We start from the raw sequence: 20,974 nt of genomic DNA, 5'->3' as shown, positions 1-20,974 counted from the left end.
AATGACATTACTGATAATAATTATTGTTTTAGCCATTATTTTCGATTTTATCAATGGATTTCACGATGCGGCTAACTCGATAGCCACAGTCGTATCCACAAAAGTTCTTACCCCTACCCAGGCCGTTATCTGGGCTGCATTTTTCAACTTTGTCGCTTATTTTATCGCCAAATTTATTATCGGAGGTTTCGGTATTGCCGACACTGTTTCGAAAACCGTGGATATGAGTTTTATAGCCAATCCTTCGCATGTTATTATTGCTGGGTTGGTAGCTGCTATCACATGGAATCTGATTACATGGTGGCTGGGTATACCTTCGTCTTCATCACATACGCTTATCGGCGGATTTGCCGGAGCCGGTATTGCCGCTTCGGGCTTTCAGGCTGTGCATGCAGGGGTGATAGGCGTTATAGCATTGTTTATTGTTGTTGCTCCACTGATAGGTATGGTTGGCGGTAATTTTATTACACTGCTGACGCTTCATCTCGTGAAAAAGGTTAAGCCGAATAAAGCAGACCGATGGTTCAAACGATTACAACTTATATCATCCGCATTACTTAGTATAGGTCATGGTCTTAATGACTCACAGAAAGTAATGGGTATCATAGCTGCTGCATTGATCGCCTTCTCCCAAACCAATGTTGATGTACATCCATGGTTGCAGATGGACTCAATGGCAGATATGCACGACTGGGTTCCGTTGGCGTGTTTTACTGCAATAGCAGTGGGTACGATGTGTGGAGGATGGAAGATAATGAAAACAATGGGTAACCGTATTACTAAAATCACACCTATAGAAGGCTTCTGTGCCCAGTCGGCCGGTGCATTGACTTTATTTATTACCGAAGTGTTGCATGTGCCGGTAAGTACAACGCATGTGATCACCGGAAGTATTATTGGAGTAGGTTCTATAAAGCGTCTTTCAGCGGTACGCTGGGGTGTAACAAAAGATTTGCTTGTTGCCTGGATTCTGACTATTCCTGTGAGTGCAGTTATGGCTATGCTTTTTTATTACGGACTAGGTCTGTTTATTGCATAGTTCGCTGTTCCCCCCTTATTGACACAAACGTATTTTTTATGACAAAAGAACAAATAGAGCACTCCGGTGCTCTGATGAAAGGCGATAAAGTTTACTTTCCGAATCTGAACGGATTGCGCTTTTTCGCTGCTTTTCTGGTGATATTGGGACATCAGGAATTGATGAAAGAATATTATCTGGGGGTAGAACCGTATTTTTTGCTCAAGAATCCCGATTCGGGACAACTGGGGGTTATTCTGTTCTTTGTACTGAGCGGATTTCTTATTACCTATCTGTTATTGATGGAAGAGGCCAAGACCAAGACTATTTCCATCAAGTATTTTTATGTCAGGCGTATATTGCGCATCTGGCCTTTATATTACTTCCTTGTATTACTTTCTTTTTTCGTCCTTAGATATATTCCATTTTTTGAATGGCCATATATTGATATAGAAAATGCTTATTCGCCACGGAGCTTAATATTATATCTACTCATTTTGCCAAATGTGATCCTTCATGGTATGGAAGTAGTTGTACCCTATATTGGCCATTCATGGTCAATTGGGGTGGAGGAGCAGTTTTATATCATCTGGCCTGTATTGATGAAGTTCGTAAAGAAGAAAGAACGGCTATTGATTGGTGTGATAGTAACATATCTTTTAATAAAATTTACCATTCCATATATTCAAGATATGACAGGGAGTTATCATGTATATGTCTTTTCCAAGATCTGGGACAAATTCAGTATCGATTGTATGGCTATAGGAGGACTGTTTGCAATATGGCATTATAAAAAAAAGGCCATTATCCGCTACTTATATAGCCCCATACTGAACTGGTCTATAGTCCTTTTCTTGTGTGCAGTATTCTTCTCTACCTTTCGCTTGCCAAATCTTAATAATGAATTCTTTGCTATACTTTTTGGTGTTTTGATCCTGAATCTGGCAACGAATCCCAACCCTATTCTCAACCTCGAAAACAAGGTGTTCAGTTTTTTAGGGAAGATCTCATATGGATTATATATGTATCATATTTTAGGTATTGTGCTGTCTGTTAGGTTATTAGATGGATTTGGCGTTTATGCGTGGGGTGTTCAGACCTGCTTTTCTCTGGGTATAACTGTACTGATTTCGACTCTGTCGTATTATGGTTTCGAACAACGCTTTATACAGATGAAAGGAAAGTTCTCTAAGATATTGAGCGGGGATAATGTTCATAAATGAGAAAAAGATTATTAAAATATACTTCAGAATTGCTTTATATTCTGAAAAACAATATCTTTGCACCGCTTTTCGAAGCAAATAATGTTTAACTTTTTAATGATACTGATCAGGACAGGCGCCAGATCGAATTTTGAATGATTGATAATTTAAAAAATGTACAGCCGGTTGTAGATTTCGACTGGGATGCGTACGAAAAAGGAGACTCTTATACAGGTAAGAGCAAAGAAGAACTTGTAGAAACCTATGACCAGTCGCTGAATAAAGTAAACGACAAAGAAGTGGTAATGGGTAAAGTAACTGCTATGAACAAACGCGAAGTCGTAGTTAATATCGGTTACAAATCAGACGGTGTTGTATCAATGAATGAATTCCGTTACAATCCTGATCTGAAAATTGGTGACGAAGTAGAAGTATACATCGAAAGCCAGGAAGATAAAAAAGGACAACTTATCCTTTCTCACAAGAAAGCGCGTGCGACACGTTCTTGGGATCGTGTTAACGAAGCTCTGGAAAAAGATGAAATCATCAAAGGTTACATCAAATGTCGTACTAAGGGCGGTATGATCGTTGACGTATTCGGTATCGAGGCATTTTTACCGGGTTCTCAGATCGATGTGAAGCCTATCCGCGACTACGATGTGTTCGTTGGTAAGACAATGGAATTCAAAGTTGTTAAGATCAACCACGAATTCAAAAATGTTGTTGTTTCACACAAAGCTCTTATCGAAGCTGAACTTGAACAACAGAAGAAAGATATTATTTCGAAACTTGAAAAAGGTCAGGTACTTGAAGGTACAGTTAAGAACATCACATCATATGGTGTATTTATCGACCTTGGCGGCGTAGACGGACTTATCCACATTACAGACCTTTCTTGGGGACGTGTTCAACATCCGGAAGAAGTGGTTAAACTGGACGAGAAAATCAACGTTGTTATCCTTGACTTCGACGATGATAAAAAACGTATCGCTCTCGGCTTGAAACAGCTTACTCCTCATCCTTGGGATGCTCTTAGCGCTGAACTTAAAGTTGGTGATAAGGTGAAAGGTAAAGTTGTTGTTATGGCTGATTACGGTGCATTTATTGAAATTGCTCCGGGTGTAGAAGGTTTGATCCACGTTTCAGAAATGAGCTGGGCACAACACCTTCGCAGCGCACAGGACTTTATGAAAGTTGGTGATGAAGTAGAAGCAGTAGTGCTTACTCTTGATCGCGACGAGCGTAAAATGTCTCTTGGTATCAAACAATTGAAGCCGGATCCATGGGAAAATATCGAAGAAAAATATCCTGTGGGAAGCAAACATACAGCTAAAGTTCGCAACTTCACTAATTTCGGTGTATTTGCTGAAATAGAAGAAGGTGTAGACGGACTGATCCATATTTCAGACCTTTCCTGGACTAAGAAAATCAAACACCCTAGCGAAGTAACTTCTATAGGTGCTGATATCGAAGTACAGGTGCTTGAAATCGACAAAGAAAACCGTCGTTTGAGCCTTGGCCACAAACAACTTGAAGAAAATCCGTGGGATGTATTTGAAACTATCTTTACTGTAGGTTCTGTACACGAAGGAACAGTTGTTGAAATGGTTGACAAAGGTGCTGTGATTTCTCTTCCTTATGGAGTAGAAGGTTTTGCAACTCCAAAACACTTGGTGAAAGAAGATGGTTCTCAAGCGAAAGTAGATGAGAAACTTGACTTTAAAGTAATCGAATTCAACAAGGACTCTAAACGTATTATCGTTTCTCACAGCCGTGTATTCGAAGACGAAAAACCGGAAGCTAAGGAAGCAGCAGCTGAAAAGAAAGCTAGAAAAACTGCGAAGAAAGAAAAAGACGAAACAGTAAGTCAATCTTCTAATATGGAAAAAACCACATTAGGTGATATCGAAGAACTGGCAGCTCTTAAAGAAAAACTTTCAGGCGGAAGCGACGCTAAATAAGAACTGATATTCTATCTATAGAATAGGGGACGACTGTAAAAGTCGTCCCCTATCTTTTTGTTTATATAGTATTACTTGCTAATTTTATGTATATTTATAAACCGTATTCACTAAAGAATAACATTATGGATGAGCTGGTAACTGTAAAAACGTCTGATTTTGAGGCTGATTTGGCTATCGCAAAATCATATTTGATAGATAATGGCATTGATTGTGTCGTTAATGGGGAGTATATTACAATTTCCTTACCCGAGGGGGGAGGAGCAAGGTTGCAGGTGATGTCCGGTGATTATAACCGCGCAATAGAATTACTCATTAAAGGGGGCTTTGCAAAGCGTGAGGATTATGATTTCCGCGAATGAGTTATTTTAATATATAAAGTAAGGCGGCCATTTATATTAAATGGCCGCCTTGCTTTGCTGATAATATAGTTAATTGGTAGTAGCTTTCACCCTCTCTTCCTGACTCATTGCAGCCAGATTTTTTACCTTCGCAATATCCAGTTTCAATCCTTCGGCAACACGTGTCCCGTATTCCGGGTGCGCCTTATAGAATATCGCGCATTGTCGGTATTGAATGCGTTGTTGCGCATTTTTGATATGCCCTACTATATTGCTTATGAGATTGCTTCTGTCGTAGTCTGACATGGCGCGTGAATATAAAGCTCCGGCTTGTACAAAGTCTATATCTCCCAATGGGTATTCGTGACGAGCGGCCATTCCCTGCACATCAATTGCGGGAGGTGTGAATTTTGCATCCGGCGCAGGCCCGTTGAAGGAATTTGGATAATAATTAGGCGCACTTTCCTGGCTCCCGATATTCATATGTCCGTCACGTTGATAATTGTGCATAGGGCATTTAGGCGCATTTACGGGGAGCTGGTCGAAGTTTGTGCCCAACCGGTGCCTCTGCGTATCCGGATAGCTGAAAAGCCGAACCTGAAGCATCTTGTCGGGCGATGAAGCTATGCCCGGTATGAAATTACTTGGTGAGAAAGCCGCTTGTTCTATTTCGTTAAAGTAATTTTGGGGATTTCTGTTCAATATGAATTTACCTACAGGGATGAGTGGATAGTCGCTGTGGAACCATACCTTGGTAATATCGAAAGGATCGAATTTATAGTTATCGGCTTCTTCCGGTTTCATAATCTGCACATAGGCGGTCCAGGAAGGAAAATCACCTTTCTCAATACTGTTAAACAGATCACGTGTCGCGTAATCAGGGTCAGTGCCGGCCAGCTCGGTAGCTTGCTGGTCTGTCAGGTTCTTTATTCCCTGATCTGTTTTGAAATGCCATTTTACCCAAACATGCTCTCCTTTTTCATTGTACCACATATATGTATGGCTCGAAAAACCATGCATATGACGATAACCGTCAGGTGTCCCTCTGTCAGAGAAAAGAATGGTAACCTGATGGATACTTTCCGGAGTGAGTGACAGGAAGTCCCAGAATGCATCCGCATCTTTCAGGTTGGAAAGCGGATTTCTTTTTTGTGTATGGATAAAATCGGGAAACTTTATACCGTCTCTGATAAAGAATGTGGGGGTATTATTACCTACCATATCATAATTCCCCTGATTGGTATAAAACTTCAAAGCAAAACCGCGAGGGTCACGGGCAGTGTCGGCAGAGCCTTTTTCTCCTCCTACTGTGGAAAAGCGCGCGAGCATCTCTGTCCTTTTGCCTACCTGTGAAAGGAAGTCCGCACAAGTGTACTTTGTCACATCGTGTGTTACTTCAAAATAACCGAATGCACCGGAACCTTTGGCATGTACAACTCTTTCAGGAATACGTTCCCTGTCGAAATGAGCCAGTTTTTCTACGGTATGTACATCGGATAGCAAAGTCATCGTGTGTTTTTGGGTGGTGATAGAGGCCTGGTCATTGTCTACGGGATTTCCCTGATTTGTAGTTAGAATCTTTTTGTTTTCTTCCATAATGTAGTGTGTTTAAAGTGGTATATAAGTTCAAATAACTGTTTGATCCGGATGTGTATAGATAGTCTTAATTATTAAAACAATCAGAGCGGTGTTTTGTTTTGGTGATGTTGTACTATTTTCAGATCAGAGCTTAAGAAAGGCGGATGATGGCTTGGATAAATTATAGGTTATATGTATCTTTAAAAATAACTAATCGTATGATACTATGGGCGAAATGATAACTGTAAAGACTTCTAATATTCCGGGGGAACTGGCTGTCGCGAAATCATATTTAGAAGATAATGATATTTATTGTTTTCTGAAGGATGAGCTGATAAATCAGGTTCATCCCTATGCCGTAGGCGGGATAAAGCTACAAGTGAGAGAGGAGGATGCGGAAGAGGCAATCAAACTTTTGCTTGAAGGCGGCTTTACCCGGAAAGAAGATTATGAAATACCCGAATCCACCTTGTTTTTGGTAAAATGGTATGAGAAAATAGCCTCATGGTTTGGGAAGAAATAGGAATGCTATTTTACTCCTACCGGGTAGTGAGGAATCAAAAAATTATTTTCTAACCATTCCCCTATATTCCGGGTCGTAATTTTGTATCCACCACTTATACATGAATACTGCGGTGATGCAATATATTCCGGCCTGTATCCACAACGCGATATATTCGAACCAGACGTCGCTTAATGTCGCCCCCATTGTATTTATCTTTATAAAACCGTGAATACCCGGTGTAGATGGAGCTATATAGGCAATTGCCTTTATAGGTGCGGGGATAGCTGTCCAGGGCCATGATATGCCCGAAATGAATATGAAAAGTACGCTGGTGAAAACAAACAGCATCATACCGAACTCCCGTTGAGAACAGAAGTATGACAATGTCATTGCAAAGAATGTAGCAGCCAGCAGGAAAGGCATCAGAAAAGCTGCAATAGTAAGGGGATCACCTATCTGAGGGAATTTGAAAATATAAGGTATGACTCTCAGTACCCATACAGATATAAGCATATAAAGTGATGCATAGCAGAAAGCTTTCCCTATGGTAAGTTTTACCGGGTGAACGCTTTTGCCTTGCGCTGTATGAGAGGCAATCGTAAAACGCTTCCTGTCGTTGTGTGTACCAACTAGTGTAGCTATGCCTAATATAAGTGTCTGTTGTATAATCAATATTAAGATCGCCGGAACAAGGAAACTGGCAAAGCCATTTTGAGGATTATACATCGTTACCCACTGGTTTTCTACTGTCTGACGTGTTGCGGCATCTTCTTCCTGGCTTCCTCCGCCTGTTTCTGCAACCCGTATATCGGCTCCCATATCGAGGGATACCTCTGTTGCACTTAAAAGCATAGCCTTATAAAACAGCAGGCTGCTCATATCGGAGAATACACTGATCTGTGTTTGTTGCTGTGTGTTTATGTTTTTGCTGAAATCTCTCGGGATATACATGATACCGTATGCCTCTTTCTTTCTCATGGCTTCACGGGCTTCTTCCATATCTGTTGCATATCCGATAATCTTCACGTCGGCTGTAGCATCTACTTTTCGTTTGAATTCGCGGGATAGGGCAGAGTTGGAATTGTCTACGACTACCACTTTGACTTCATGCACAGTCTCATTATTATATATAAAACTATATAAAACAGGGTAGGCGAGAGGCACAATGAAGAACAGGAGTATGACGGCTCCGTCTTTGAAGACAACCTTTAGTTCATTGATCCAAACATAATATATATCGAGCAGTAATTTCTTCATGCTGTTTCTGATTTATTCTTCATAAATATTATCCGTCAGCATTTTTCTGATCACACCGAAGAAAAAGGTTGCAAGCAGTACAAATGCGAGTAAGGCTGCATACTGATACATAGAATATCCTACAGGGATACCATTGAGTGCCTGGTCTACATATATGAGGAAGAAATGACGCAGAGGGAAAAAGTTACTCAACGCACTTAAACTACCATCCATCGCCAACGTGGAAAATGAAAATCCGGTGATAGAGAACGATACCATTCCTATAAGGCTTGCAATGCTTAAAGACAAGCGATAGTTGCGGAATATACCCAGCAGGATAACGCCCATTCCCTGCGCTGCCAGAATAAGGCAGAGATAATCCAGGAACATTGGCCAGAATCCGCTATGCAGTGGGAACTTATTGATATAATAGAATATCGATATGAAAAAGAACGCAATGCCCGTATAGATAATGGTATATGGCAATAATTTTCCAACGATTACCTTTAATATCGAGTTGTCTCCCATTGCCATCAGATTACGTCCGCTACCCGCTTTTATTTCCGAACCGAAACAGGATACTGTAAACATCAGTATAATAAGTTGTAGTATTCCGGGCATCAATATATTATTCAGATAAACCGAATAGTTGAGCCAAGGGTTACCCAAGGGGTGCGCATCTATTGTTATCGGTTGTAGTATCGGCATTATCTGGTTTTCCGTAAAGCCCTTTGCTTCGGCGGTTTGCAGTCCTACGGCTGCTGAGGCCAGTGTGGATATCGTCTTTAAGTCCTGAAACAGGAGAGAGCCGGATATAAGGAATGCATTGTTCGTATAATAAACAAGTTTAGGGCGGTTCCCCGATATGGCGTCTTTTGTAAAATCTTTTGGGATGGTCAATATTGCATATATTTCCATCCGCTCCATCTGCTGTCTTGCTTCCCTGAAAGAAAGACTTTTGTACTTGATATCTGTTTTCTCGAAAGCGTCGAGCTGGCGAATCAGTGTACGTGTGGTGGTTGTGTTGTCGAGATCTACAACCGCAATGGGAATGCGTGACGGCAGTCCGCTGCTCATCATCCACAGCAGTATAATCATGGATAGTAAGGGTGCGACAAATATCCCCCAGATACATATTTTGGAAGAGGAGATGCGCAACCATTCCCTTTTGAATATTGCGAATATGCCGGTTTCTTTGGTCATCTATCTAGTTACGGGTTGCAGATTGTTTATTATTCTTATTCTTTTATGATCAGGGACATTCCAGGAAGCACATCTATCGATTTGTCATTGAAACGGGCCTTTACTTCAAACGTTTTACGGTCGTATTGTCCCGTTGTCTTTGTAGCCTTCCACGCAGCATATGAGCCGAGGTCTTTAACGTAGTAGACGGTCATCTCTACTTCCTGATCCAGTGCCGGTACATACGCTTTAAATGTTTTACCCAAGTCTTTATAATCTTTTAGACGGTCTTCGCGGATATTAAATGAACCCCATTTGTCATCCAGTTTGGCTACATTCATTATTGGGGCTCCTGTACCTACAAGTTCGCCTTCATTAGGGAATTTCTCAGTTACTTTTCCGTCAGTCGGTGATATAAGGAAGCTTTCCGATATGTATGAAGCTACTTCTGCAACTGCACCTTTTGCCCTCTCTAATAAAGCCAGAGCTGCTTCTTTGTCTTCTCTTTCAGCTCCATTCACAGCCATGTCATACTGTGATTTCGCAGCTTTTTCCGTAGCGATGGCAGCATTTAGCTGAGCTTCTACTTCGTCGCGTTTCTGTGCCGTTACTACTCCTTTGTTATATAGATTTTGTACTCTCGTGAACGACTTCTGGGCTATGTCTACACCCACTTTGGCTTTTTGCCACATTTCGTATGCACCTTGAATCTGCTCCACACGTGCGCCTTTTATGGCTTTCTGGTTCTGCGCGGCCGCACCCTGTTCGGCTGCGCTGGCCTGAGCCAGTTTGGCATCTATATCCGGGATGCTAAGTATAGCCAGTGTATCTCCTTTTTTTACGAAGCTACCTTCGTCTACGAGGTATCGGGAGATACGTCCGGGTACTTTGCTGGATATACGGACCTCTGTAACATCGGCCTCTCCTTGTATGATATTATCTTCCTGATTCAGGAAAAAGAAGCCATAAAGGCCCACTACAATGATTATTGTTGCGAAAACCAGTATAGGTATAAGTTTCGATCCTGATTTTTTGTTTTCTGTATCCATATTTTTTAATAGTTGGAGATTTTTTAATTCTTTATTTAGAACTTACGGCCTAATGCTTTATTCAGATATATTTTGCAGAGAATTATATCTATTTGTGCATCTATCTTATCGGAATGGGCCGCGAGCCACGCTGTATGCGCTGCCATTACATCGGATGCCGCAATAACACCTTCTTCGAACCCTACATTAGCATATCGCAGGTTTTCATCGGCTTTTTCAGTGTTTTTTTGTGTAGATGCCAGTTTCTTATTTGCTTCGTTTAGCTTATATACGGACTGGTTTATCTGTAATGTGATTTTCTCTTTTGCTTCAGCCAGTTCAAATCGTTTAATGCGGGTTTCAGCTTTTGCTGCATTTAATTTTGCTGAACTGGAAACAAAATTCAGAGGCACTTTTAGTACTACTCCGACATTCCACATACCCCCGAATTTTTTCTCAAAACCATCAAATAAATTCGGATTTGTCCAGAGGTAATTGGCTGTAAAAGCCAGGTTCGGCATAAAGTCGGCCTGCGCTATCTTTTCCTGTTTGCCATATATTTTTGTGGCCAGTTCCAGACTTCTTATTTCAGTCCTGTTGGTTAATGCTTCATCTACGTTAGGCATCATCTCATTCTCTCCATTGATAATCAGATTATCGAGATTTTCATCTTGCAGCGTGATTTCATCGCTGATTTCCAATCCGCATATTTGGGTTAGCAGCATTTTGGCCAGGCTAAGCCCATTTTCCGCTTTGGTGAGCGTCATTTCTGCCTCGTTCAGTTTTACATTTACGGATAAGCGGTCGGCCTTGGTAACAACACCCTCTTGCTCCATAGCTGAGATATCTGAGTCCATTTTTTTCATCAGTTCCACATAGGCCCCGGCTAAATTTCTTTTATTTGCAACCGATACTACCTGCCAGTATGCATTATCCACCTCTACGATTACATCTGTCATCTGGGTTTCTTTCATTGTTTTGGCAAGTTCTTCGGCGTAGGAGCGCAAATCGTTATAAGCGATTATTTTTCCACCCATAAATATCGGTTGGGTAAGGTTGAAGCCTCCTGCCCAAATGTTTTTTATATCTACTTCTCCCATCTTCCAGATGCCATCCCTTATGTTATCAGGAATAGGGATGGAAGATATTTCTCCAATAGGTACAGGTAAAGGGATTGCGCTGGGTATAGCAGAAGATGAGATCAGATGCAGATTTTTCTGGTTATGCATGTACCCTCCCAGAAATTGTATTTCCGGAAAGAATTTGGTTAATGCGTCTTTCTTATTGTAATATGCAATCTTTTCCTGCTCCGATGCTATTTTCAATGCCTTATTGTTTTCTATTGCCAATTGGCGGCATTGCTCCAGACTAAGAAGTTGCTGTGCAGCAACGTTTGTGTTGAAAACGAATATAATAAGGAGAATCGCCCCACAACTTTTTTTAATCATATTGGTTATTCTAATAAATCAATTATTGATTGTCTATGCAACTATTTGCAAAATTATATACATTTTCTAAATTATGATAATTACAATCACTTTTTACTAATAATTTAACATTTAGAAAAAAGAAAGGTTCATGTAGGAGTACATTAAATAGTCATTTATATGTTAATCAAAGGTCAGGTCTACTCAATCATCTTTATCCACTTATCTTCACTTTCTGATGATGCTACAACGGTTTCTATAAACTGCATACCTCTCACCCCGTCTTTTACGGTGGGAAAATCAAGATATTCAGGTTTTGGCTCATTCCCTTTCAGAATACAGTCTAAAGCCAGCGCAAAGTTCCGGTAAATATTAGCGAATGCTTCTATATAGCCTTCGGGATGACCTCCGGGAACACGTGTATTATGTTGTGAGAGGGATGACATATAGCCCGATCCCGTACGGATTATTTCATTCGGCTTATCGGCCCATTTAAGGATTATGGTATTCGGCTCTTCCTGTCGCCACGATAAGCCGCCTTTTTCTCCGTAAATACGGATTGTAAGGTCGTTCTCTTCTCCTATAGCTATTTGGGAGGCAGCCAGCATACCTTTAGCTCCGCCTTTGTAGCGGATCATAACAACCCCGTCGTCATCTAATATACGATTAGGAACGAATGAGTTTAGCTCGGCACATAATTCATCTACTTCCAGGCCTGAAATATATTCGGCCAGATTGTAAGCATGTACTCCTATATCCCCCATACAACCACCCTTACCGGCCCGCCGGGGGTCTACTCTCCATGCAGCCTGTTTATTTTCTCCGGCAATATCGTTAGACAACCATCCTTGCGGGTACTCCACATATATCCTGCGTATCTTTCCTAAATCTCCTCTACGTACACGGTGACGTGATTCTTTTATCATCGGATACCCGGTGTATGTGTGTGTAAGTGCGAATAAAAGTCCTGTTTCCTTAACCTTGTCTCGCAGCTGATACGCCTCTTCTAAAGTGAAAGTCATAGGCTTATCCAATACTACATGGAATCCATTGTTGAGAGCGAGCATCGCAGGTTCGAAATGTAAGTCGTTAGGTGTTACGATAGCCACAAAATCCATCCGCTCTCCTTCGGGAAGTAAAGCCTCTTTCTCTATCATCTCAGTAAATGTCCGGTATGCCCGGTTCTCAGGAATAAATAAAGCACGGGCCGTAGTTTTCGTGTTTTCGAAGGATGAGCTAAAGCATCCGCATACCAACTCGATTTGTCCATCGAGAAAGGCGGCGATACGATGTACAGGACCGATGAAGGAACCTTCTCCTCCACCAATCATTCCCATTCTTATTTTTCGTTCCATGATCTAGGTATTTAGATTGCGGTAATTAATATTGAGACATTTGAAAACGCTTTTCAGCGTGTCACTTCATCTATCAGATAAAAAATAGATTTGAAATTGATGTCGCTGTATTCACTCATTCCTATTTCGCAGGTGCGGCTGGTAGAATACCCGTCTTTACAGTCGGCAGGAACCTGTTCGGACAGATGCCTTAACCCGTGCTTGTTCAGTTCGGGATAAGTAAACCCTCTGTCTCCGGCAAATCCACAGCAGTTACTTTCTACAAAGGCAACCTCTTTCGAACACATTTTAGCAAGTTGCAGCAACTTTTGTTCCATGCCGATTTTCTTAACAGAGCAGACCGGAAATACAGTTACTACCTCCCGTGGGTTATTAACTTGTAGCTTAGGCATTACAAAGTCGATCATAAACTCTATGGGGTCGTATAGCTGAAGGTCTTTATTCGTATAGGCTTCATGGAAAGTATAGAAACACGGGCTCATATCGAACAGCACCGGGTATTTACCTCCTTCAGACGCTTTGTATAATGCGTCTTCGAGTTCCTTCGATTTACGTGCGCCTTCCTCTTTCAACCCTTTACTGCTAAATGCCATACCGCAGCACAGATGGTTGATGCCTTCGGGATAGATGATGGTAAAGCCTGCACGCTGGAGTAGCTCTTTGGTCTTTTGAGTAAGTTCCACATCCCCTTTCTCATAGCCGTTCGATTTACCCATCGATCGATTGATACAGGATGGAAAATAAACCACTTTATCGGTCTGCCCCTTGTTAACTACACTGTCCTTTATCTTGTGCGCGCCCTTCGGCATATCACTGTTCCATTTTGGAATGGTCTTGAATGATGCGGTTCTCATTGCGGATGCAATGCCTCCCATCAGCGTATCTCCCAATATAGTATGGAAAGCATGTACGAAGTTGAGTCCGCCCCGCATCAGAGAAGTGGTTCCTGCCATACGATTACCTATATATGAAGCGATACTTTTGGCTGTATCTGATGTCTCATTGTGCCGCAGGTCCTTTATAAATTTGCCCGTATCTATCTTTACAGGGCATATCAGCCCGCAAAGGCCATCGGTTGCACAGGTTTCGTCCGAATAATATTTCGCGTCGTGCAACATCTGTTTCAGCCGTGCCGGGTTTTCTCCCTGTGTTTTCAGCCTTGAAATCTCCCGGGCTATGACAATACGCTGACGGGGCGATAAGGTCAGGCCTTCGGAGACGCAGTTAGGTTCGCAGAAACCGCATTCCATACATTTGTCTACAATTTCATTTACGGCAGGTAACGGTTTCAGGTTCTCGAGATGTATCTTCGGATTCTCATTGATCACCACACCCGGGTTGATGAGGTGGTAAGGATCGAATATTTTCTTTATGCGGAGCATTATCTTGTAGGCGGCTTCGCCCCATTCTTTCTCCACAAAAGGCGCCATATTACGGCCTGTTCCATGTTCGGCTTTGAGTGAGCCGTCAAACTTGTTGACAACAATATCCGCGAGTTCATCCATCATGTCGGCATAGCGTTGCACTTCGCTCGGGGTACTGAAATCCTGCGAGAAATTCAGGTGCAGGTTGCCTTCCAGCGCATGTCCGAAAAGTACCGCGTCATGGTATTCATATTTTTTGAACAGGGCCTTCAGGGCAATACATGCTTCCGCCAGACGGGGAACAGGAAAAGCCACATCTTCGATAATACATGTAGTTCCTGTCTTTCGAAGACCTCCTACTGAGGAAAGCAGTCCTTTACGGGCTTTCCAGTTGAAATTATATTCTTTCGGGTCCGAAGTAAATCTGTATGGTTGTATGGTAGGGATCGTTTGTACAGCCTTTCGCACAGCGGTTTCTCGGGCATCCATATCCGCTTTTTCGTTCGCCTGTATTTCTACCAGCAGCACGCAAGCGGTTTCGGGCATAGTACGGAAATATTCCGGAGCATCTGGATCATCTTCCACCGAACGGATAGAATCCCTATCCAGTAATTCTACAGCTGAAACAGGGCTTTCACGCAAAAGCGGAACAGCTTCACATGCCAGTTCGATGGTTTCGAATATCATCAGGGCACAAGCCTTGTATTTCTCGTCGGTAACGGTATGATAGGTGATATCGGAAATAAAGGCAAGTGTCCCTTCCGAGCCTATCATGAGGTGTTTGACGATATCGAAAGGGTCTTGATAGTCTACCAGAGCGTTAATGCTGTAGCCGGTTGTATTTTTAATCTTGAATTTACGCCTGATGCGTTCATTCAAAACAGTATCAGACTTAATGTCGTCCCTTAACTGTTCTATCTCCTTTATTATGCCGGGATGCTTTGCTTTGAATGCTTTTTTATTTTCCTCGTCCGATGTATCGAGGACGGTGCCATCGTAAAGAACGATACGGATGTCGGCAATTGTTTTATATGAGTTCTGGGCCGTGCCGCAACACATTCCACTGGCATTGTTGGCGGCTATTCCACCAATCATGGCTGCATTTATTGAGGCAGGGTCGGGACCGATTTTCCGACCGAACGGTTGCAGGTAGATATTGGCTCTTGCACCGGTGATTCCCGGTTGCAGCCTGATCTTCATACCGTCATCATCCAGGATGGTATATTTGCGCCATTCGTGAGTCGCTACCATAAGCACGGAATCGGAAATTGCCTGTCCGGAAAGGCTTGTGCCTGCCGCCCGGTATGTTACGGGAAGATTCAAACGTCCGGTTTGGCGGATTACCTCTACGGCTTCCTCTTCGGTATGTACTTGTACTACTATTTTCGGAATCAGGCGGTAAAAACTGGCGTCTGTCCCGTAAGCTAACAATTGCAACGGATTTGTAATAATGCGTTTGACAGGGATTGTCTTTGATAATTCGTCTCTTAATTGCTGATAATTAGCAGGTAGCATAGCATACTTCTTTTAGTTGATTGAAAATAAACAGTTTGAAATAAAACAGATGCAAGTTATAAAACATATTCGAGAAATCAGTGCTAATAGCAGGTGGATAATAAGGTCTCTATCAAAAATCGTTAAATGGGAGTTGCAGGCATGATGTGGTATCTTACTTTATAGGTATAGTAAATGATGAATGGCTGTTTAAAAAAATACAAAACCTATAAATTCCATCTTATTAGTTCTTTAAATACAAGAAAAAAGACTAATTTTGTGGGTCAAATTTAAGAGCCTGTTTAAATTTTAGCGAAAATTTTTCCGTTGGCTCTTTTAACTAAATCTTAGCTACTTTTTTGTATTCTTTTGAGCGTCTTTTTTACTTTTTTCTTTTGATTTAGCCTGCTAATTAGCTCCGCTGACCGTTGGTTCTGCAAGTGAAAATCAAAAAATTCATCTCGAAATAATTATAAAAAAGTTCAGCTATAAAATTTAAACAGACTCTAACAAACGAAAAAACGAAATACATTATTCATTTTTAAACAAATAAAAACAATGAGAATCGAGAAAATTTTCGCACGTGAAATCTTGGATTCAAGAGGAAATCCTACAATTGAAGTTGATGTAACCCTTGAATGCGGTATACTTGGCCGCGCTGCTGTACCGTCAGGTGCTTCAACAGGAGAAAACGAAGCTTTGGAACTTCGCGATGGTGACAAAAAACGTTATGGAGGTAAAGGTGTAACTAAAGCCGTAGATAATGTAAACAAAATAATAGCTCCTGCCTTACTAGGTGAATCTTCTCTTGACCAAAGAGGAATCGACAGTAAAATGCTTAAACTGGACGGAACTAAAACCAAATCTAAACTTGGTGCTAATGCTATTCTTGGTGTTTCTCTTGCTGTAGCTAAAGCTGCTGCTAATTATCTTGAACTTCCTTTGTATCGCTATATCGGCGGTACTAACACTTATACGCTGCCTGTGCCGATGATGAACATCATCAATGGTGGTTCTCACTCTGATGCTCCTATCGCATTCCAGGAATTTATGATCCGCCCTGTAGGTGCAAAATCATTCAAAGAAGGTTTGAGAATGGGTGCTGAAGTTTTCCATTCATTAAAAAAAGTGCTTCACGACCGTGGCCTTAGCACTGCGGTAGGTGATGAAGGTGGCTTCGCTCCTGCTCTTAACGGAACTGAAGATGCTTTGGATTCTATCCTTAAAGCAATCAAAGATGCAGGTTACAAAGCCGGAAAAGACATCACTATTGCTCTTGACTGTGCTGCTTCTGAATTCTTCAACAGAGAAACTAAAGTGTATGACTATAGTAAATTTGAAGGAAAAGGCGGTGCAAAACGCAAAATCGCTGACCAGGTTAAATTCCTTAAAGAACTGACTGAAAAATATCCTATCGACTCTATCGAAGACGGTATGGACGAAAGCGACTGGGATGGCTGGAAAAAACTTACAGATGCTATCGGTGACAAAGTTCAGCTTGTAGGAGACGACTTGTTCGTAACTAACGTTGACTTCCTTCAAAAAGGTATCGAAAGCGGATGTGCTAACTCTATCCTTATCAAAGTAAACCAAATCGGTACACTTTCCGAAACATTGGATGCTATCGAAATGGCTCACCGTGCAGGATATACAAGCGTAACATCTCACCGTTCGGGTGAAACAGAAGATGCTACCATCGCTGACATCGCCGTTGCTACTAACTCAGGACAGATCAAAACAGGTTCTCTTAGCCGCACAGACCGTATGGCTAAATACAACCAGCTTCTCCGTATCGAAGAAGAACTTGGCGACAAAGCTGTTTATGGCTGGAAACGCGTTCAACGCAAAAAATAAGAAGTCAATTCTTAATATTATAGAAAACCGGTGTCTGAAAAGACATCGGTTTTTGATTTTTATATGAATCTGCATATATTTGTGTAAGCCTATGCGGGAAGGCTATTGTTTCTTCCTCAGACAGACAGTTCAAGCTTATGAATCAGATTTATATTTTATTACTTTTCTTCTCTATTTCATATATCAGCGTTTTCTCCCAGAACGATAAGGCTACCCCGCGAAGCGGTGAAGGAGTGAAGGCATTCCTAAAAAGGAACAACCGGAACAGCGTTCAATATGAGCAGTTTCTGGAGCTGAATAAAGGTAAATTCGGGCGCAAGAACTCTTTATTGATGGGAGTTACATATACTTTGCCTCCTTTGTCGGGCGATAATAGTTCTGCATCTCAGGAGACAAACTCTTCTGTCAGCACTCAATCAGGGCAAACACGTGTGAACAAGCTGTTCGGAAGCAAGTATCAGGAATATACAGTTAAATCGAATAAGCTGAAAGGTACGTGTTTCTATCTTTCGAGTGGACATGGCGGCCCTGATCCGGGGGCTATCGGCAAGGTTGACGGTTATGAACTTCACGAAGATGAATATGCCTATGATATAACCCTGCGGCTTGCCCGAGCCCTGCTCGAAGAGGGAGCGACGGTGCATATGATTATACAGGATGCGGTGGATGGTATCCGGGACGACAGGTATCTTTCGAACAGTGACCGTGAGACCTGTATGGGTGACGTGATTCCACTCAATCAGGTAAAAAGATTGCAGCAACGGAGTGATAAGATAAACAGTCTGGCGAAAAGGACGAAAGAGAAATATAAAAGGGCTGTTTTTATCCATGTGGATAGTCGTAGTCAGAAACAGCAACTGGATGTCTTTTTTTACTGGGCGCCTAAAAGCAGTGGTGGTAAAAAGCTGGCGAATACAATGAGAACCACTTTCGAAAGCCATTACGATAAGCATCAGCCAAGCCGGGGTTTTACGGGGACGATTGGCGAGCGCAGCCTTTTTATGCTGGATAAGACTACACCTGTGGGTATTTATGCCGAACTCGGTAATATTCAAAACAGTTTCGATCAGCGTAGATTTTTAGATCCAAATAATCGTCAGGCTCTGGCAAACTGGATGTGCCGAGGATTCATTACGGATTATGAGAACTGGAAGAAGGGGAAGTAATCTTGCTTTTATTCTATCAGTTATTCAACTTTTTATTATCTCCAAGCTCCAAGGGGAGTATGGGACTTGAAAAACAGCGTACGTCTTCTGTAAGTTTAAATAGTTTCGTATATTTGTGAAAAACGTTATTATTATGAGATTACTATTAATCAGCAATTCGACCAATCCCGGAGAAGCTTATCTGGACTATCCGAAGTACAATATCAAAGAATTTTTAGGAGAGAAATCGGTTAAGGCACTGTTTATTCCCTATGCGGCGGTGACTTTCTCTTATGATGAGTACGAAGAAAAAGTAAATAACCGCTTCAAAGAGATAGGACACAGTGTGGTTGGTATCCATCATTACGATGATCCGAAGAAAGCTGTGGAAGAAGCTGAAGCTATTATAGTTGGCGGTGGAAATACATGGAAGCTCGTACGTATGATGCGTGATAATGGGTTGATTGATATTATCCATAAAAAGGTAAAGGGCGGAACACCATATATTGGATGGAGTGCGGGTTCAAATGTAGCTTGTCCTACATTGCGTACGACGAATGATATGCCTATTATCGACCCTAAAGGTTTTGATGTAGCTAATTTAGTTCCTTTCCAGATCAATCCTCATTATCTGGATGATCATCCTTCCAATCATGGGGGAGAGACCAGAGAAGTGCGTATTAACGAGTTTATCACCGAAAATCAAGATGTATATGTAGTCGGTTTGCGTGAAGCAACGATGCTCAATCTGGAAGGAGATGTATTGAAGCTGATAGGGAAAAGATCTGGCCGCATATTTAAATATGGTCAGGAACCAAAGGAGCTGACTGATAAAGATGATTTTAACTTCTTGATGAAATAAAGGTATTGGTCTGGGGGGTCAGTTCTGCTCCTCCAGACAAACCATCACAAAGTCTGGTTCCACTTTGTAATAAGCTGTGAACTGATGCCCTGAACCTGTACGGTACTCCGATGCTTCGAATATACCTTTCTGTCCGGGGATAAAATTTCCGACAAACAGATGTTCCCTGAAATCAATACTGTCCGCATCCAGAAATTTGAACATAGCTTCTTTGGCTGACCAATGCAGGAGGAGATGCACCAGTTCGTTATCCTTATCTATGTATTCATCTTTCCCTATGACGCGGCTTTGTACCCGCTTTATCTTATCGGATATCTGTTCTATATCGAGTCCTATTGGCTTTTCTCTGTTAATGGCTACAGCAACGAATTTTTTGGTATGTGATACACTTATATGGAACGACTTGTCTGTCAGGTAAGGTTTTCCCGACAGGTTGTAATATACCTGCTTTTCTTCACCTGCCAGTTCTTTGATCAATAGCCGGGCAGAGAGTATTTCCAAAACACGGGATTCGGACTTGATGGAATATATGTTCTCAACCCAGTTATGATGAGATAAGGCCGAGAGAAGTTCTTCCCTGGTCTCTCCTATTTTCCATACACCTATCAGTGTAGCTGCGGTTATATATTCCTTGTAGTAAAGCATTACGGTTTCAAAGGTAAAACTTTTTCCATCAACTCAGCAAAGATGGCAGCCATACGTTGCTGAATATATTTATCCTGTCCTTCGTCGGGATGCCAGCCAAATTCTTCTCCGTTAATTGTCTCATTATTATGGGCGTATAATATGCTGTATTGCTTTCCGGTAACAGGGTGCAAATGGTTTCGTGAAAAACCGGTGTATTTATCGAATTCCACGATGGGGAATCCCCATCTTTCCCCTAGTTTGCGAATAGCCGGATTGAAAATGGTACGGGCATCGTGCCAGTGGGTACACATAACGATTACGACAGGCTTGCCGTTTTCTGTACCATAGTATTTAGAGTCTTTGTCGAACTTCAGATTATAGCATTCGGTAATGTAGCGTTTGATCACATAATCGTATGCTGCCGCATAGTTAGAACGGTCGAATGGGACAGGATAATCTTTGTAATTCTGCTTTAGTCCGGCTGTATCGGCAACATTCTCGTCGTGAACATGCATGATAACGAATGCGTCTATGTCCTCAAGTTCTTCTTGGGTATATAGTTCCCCTTTAGCCATCCGGTTTGCGGCATCGGAGATCGCTGTGCCGCCTATGGCAGTATTGATCGGTTTCGCGTTCAGTTGTTTGCAGGCCAGTTCGAACCAGCCGTTGTTCGATGAGGCAAAAGATGCTCCGGTCAATAGGATAGTGTATTTATTATTATATTCTCCTTTTCCTGCTTCTCCTTTTCTATCCTTGCACTGTGCGTTTGAGAATATCATAAGGATCAGCGATAGA

The 20,974-nt window shown here is 41.8% G+C and carries 17 protein-coding genes; 8 read left to right on the top strand and 9 right to left on the bottom strand.

Going from position 1 to position 20,974, the window contains the following annotated elements:
* Nucleotide 1: 1 nt before the first annotated feature.
* From HMPREF9455_RS12920 to HMPREF9455_RS12905, 4 genes are all read left to right on the top strand, one after another.
* Complete coding sequence (locus tag HMPREF9455_RS12920) at nt 2-1,039, top strand: inorganic phosphate transporter (RefSeq protein ID WP_006800152.1); 1,038 nt, start codon at nt 2-4, stop codon at nt 1,037-1,039.
* Between the two features lie 38 nt (nt 1,040-1,077).
* Entirely contained in the window at nt 1,078-2,241 is a 1,164-nt protein-coding gene (locus HMPREF9455_RS12915) for an acyltransferase family protein (protein ID WP_006800151.1), read from the top strand.
* Between the two features lie 137 nt (nt 2,242-2,378).
* Nucleotides 2,379-4,181, top strand: coding sequence for a 30S ribosomal protein S1 (gene rpsA / locus HMPREF9455_RS12910; RefSeq protein ID WP_044216312.1), 1,803 nt, complete (start codon nt 2,379-2,381; stop codon nt 4,179-4,181).
* A 125-nt stretch (nt 4,182-4,306) separates the two neighbouring features.
* Complete coding sequence (locus tag HMPREF9455_RS12905; protein ID WP_006800149.1) at nt 4,307-4,543, top strand: hypothetical protein; 237 nt, start codon at nt 4,307-4,309, stop codon at nt 4,541-4,543.
* A 69-nt stretch (nt 4,544-4,612) separates the two neighbouring features.
* On the opposite strand, the gene HMPREF9455_RS12900 is transcribed toward HMPREF9455_RS12905, so the two are convergent.
* Complete coding sequence (locus tag HMPREF9455_RS12900; protein WP_006800148.1) at nt 4,613-6,118, bottom strand: catalase; 1,506 nt, start codon at nt 6,116-6,118, stop codon at nt 4,613-4,615.
* Nucleotides 6,119-6,326: 208 nt separating this feature from the next.
* Between HMPREF9455_RS12900 and HMPREF9455_RS12895 the strand changes: the two genes are divergently transcribed.
* A complete protein-coding gene (locus tag HMPREF9455_RS12895; RefSeq protein ID WP_006800147.1) occupies nt 6,327-6,623 on the top strand; it encodes a putative signal transducing protein in 297 nt (98 codons plus the stop codon).
* A gap of 42 nt (nt 6,624-6,665) precedes the next feature.
* On the opposite strand, the gene HMPREF9455_RS12890 is transcribed toward HMPREF9455_RS12895, so the two are convergent.
* From HMPREF9455_RS12890 to HMPREF9455_RS12865, 6 genes are all read right to left on the bottom strand, one after another.
* Nucleotides 6,666-7,862: an ABC transporter permease gene (locus HMPREF9455_RS12890; RefSeq protein ID WP_006800146.1), complete on the bottom strand. Its 1,197-nt coding sequence runs from the start codon at nt 7,860-7,862 to the stop codon at nt 6,666-6,668.
* Nucleotides 7,863-7,874: 12 nt separating this feature from the next.
* Entirely contained in the window at nt 7,875-9,044 is a 1,170-nt protein-coding gene (locus HMPREF9455_RS12885) for an ABC transporter permease (RefSeq protein WP_006800145.1), read from the bottom strand.
* 35 nt (nt 9,045-9,079) lie between these two features.
* Nucleotides 9,080-10,072 (bottom strand): HlyD family secretion protein, encoded by a 993-nt coding sequence (locus HMPREF9455_RS12880; protein ID WP_006800144.1) that lies wholly within the window; start codon nt 10,070-10,072, stop codon nt 9,080-9,082.
* A 35-nt stretch (nt 10,073-10,107) separates the two neighbouring features.
* Entirely contained in the window at nt 10,108-11,499 is a 1,392-nt protein-coding gene (locus HMPREF9455_RS12875; RefSeq protein WP_006800143.1) for a TolC family protein, read from the bottom strand.
* A 179-nt stretch (nt 11,500-11,678) separates the two neighbouring features.
* Entirely contained in the window at nt 11,679-12,833 is a 1,155-nt protein-coding gene (locus HMPREF9455_RS12870; protein WP_006800142.1) for a Gfo/Idh/MocA family protein, read from the bottom strand.
* A 53-nt stretch (nt 12,834-12,886) separates the two neighbouring features.
* Entirely contained in the window at nt 12,887-15,712 is a 2,826-nt protein-coding gene (locus tag HMPREF9455_RS12865) for an FAD-binding and (Fe-S)-binding domain-containing protein (protein WP_006800141.1), read from the bottom strand.
* 537 nt (nt 15,713-16,249) lie between these two features.
* Here HMPREF9455_RS12865 and eno point away from each other — a divergent pair.
* From eno to pepE, 3 genes are all read left to right on the top strand, one after another.
* On the top strand, nt 16,250-17,545 hold the full coding sequence (gene eno, locus HMPREF9455_RS12860; RefSeq protein ID WP_006800140.1) for a phosphopyruvate hydratase: 1,296 nt from the start codon (nt 16,250-16,252) through the stop codon (nt 17,543-17,545).
* Nucleotides 17,546-17,682: 137 nt separating this feature from the next.
* On the top strand, nt 17,683-18,711 hold the full coding sequence (locus tag HMPREF9455_RS12855) for an N-acetylmuramoyl-L-alanine amidase family protein (protein WP_006800139.1): 1,029 nt from the start codon (nt 17,683-17,685) through the stop codon (nt 18,709-18,711).
* Nucleotides 18,712-18,844: 133 nt separating this feature from the next.
* A complete protein-coding gene (gene pepE / locus HMPREF9455_RS12850) occupies nt 18,845-19,552 on the top strand; it encodes a dipeptidase PepE (RefSeq protein ID WP_006800138.1) in 708 nt (235 codons plus the stop codon).
* An 18-nt stretch (nt 19,553-19,570) separates the two neighbouring features.
* On the opposite strand, the gene HMPREF9455_RS12845 is transcribed toward pepE, so the two are convergent.
* Entirely contained in the window at nt 19,571-20,197 is a 627-nt protein-coding gene (locus tag HMPREF9455_RS12845) for a 4'-phosphopantetheinyl transferase family protein (RefSeq protein ID WP_006800137.1), read from the bottom strand.
* Nucleotides 20,197-20,958 (bottom strand): DUF5040 domain-containing protein, encoded by a 762-nt coding sequence (locus HMPREF9455_RS12840; protein WP_083820972.1) that lies wholly within the window; start codon nt 20,956-20,958, stop codon nt 20,197-20,199. Before HMPREF9455_RS12840 ends, HMPREF9455_RS12845 begins: the two co-directional genes overlap by 1 nt.
* Nucleotides 20,959-20,974 lie beyond the last annotated feature (16 nt).

Origin of the sequence: Dysgonomonas gadei ATCC BAA-286 (genome assembly GCF_000213555.1) — a bacterium.
Lineage (GTDB): Bacteria > Bacteroidota > Bacteroidia > Bacteroidales > Dysgonomonadaceae > Dysgonomonas > Dysgonomonas gadei.
This window is presented reverse-complemented; position numbering and strand designations above follow the sequence as displayed.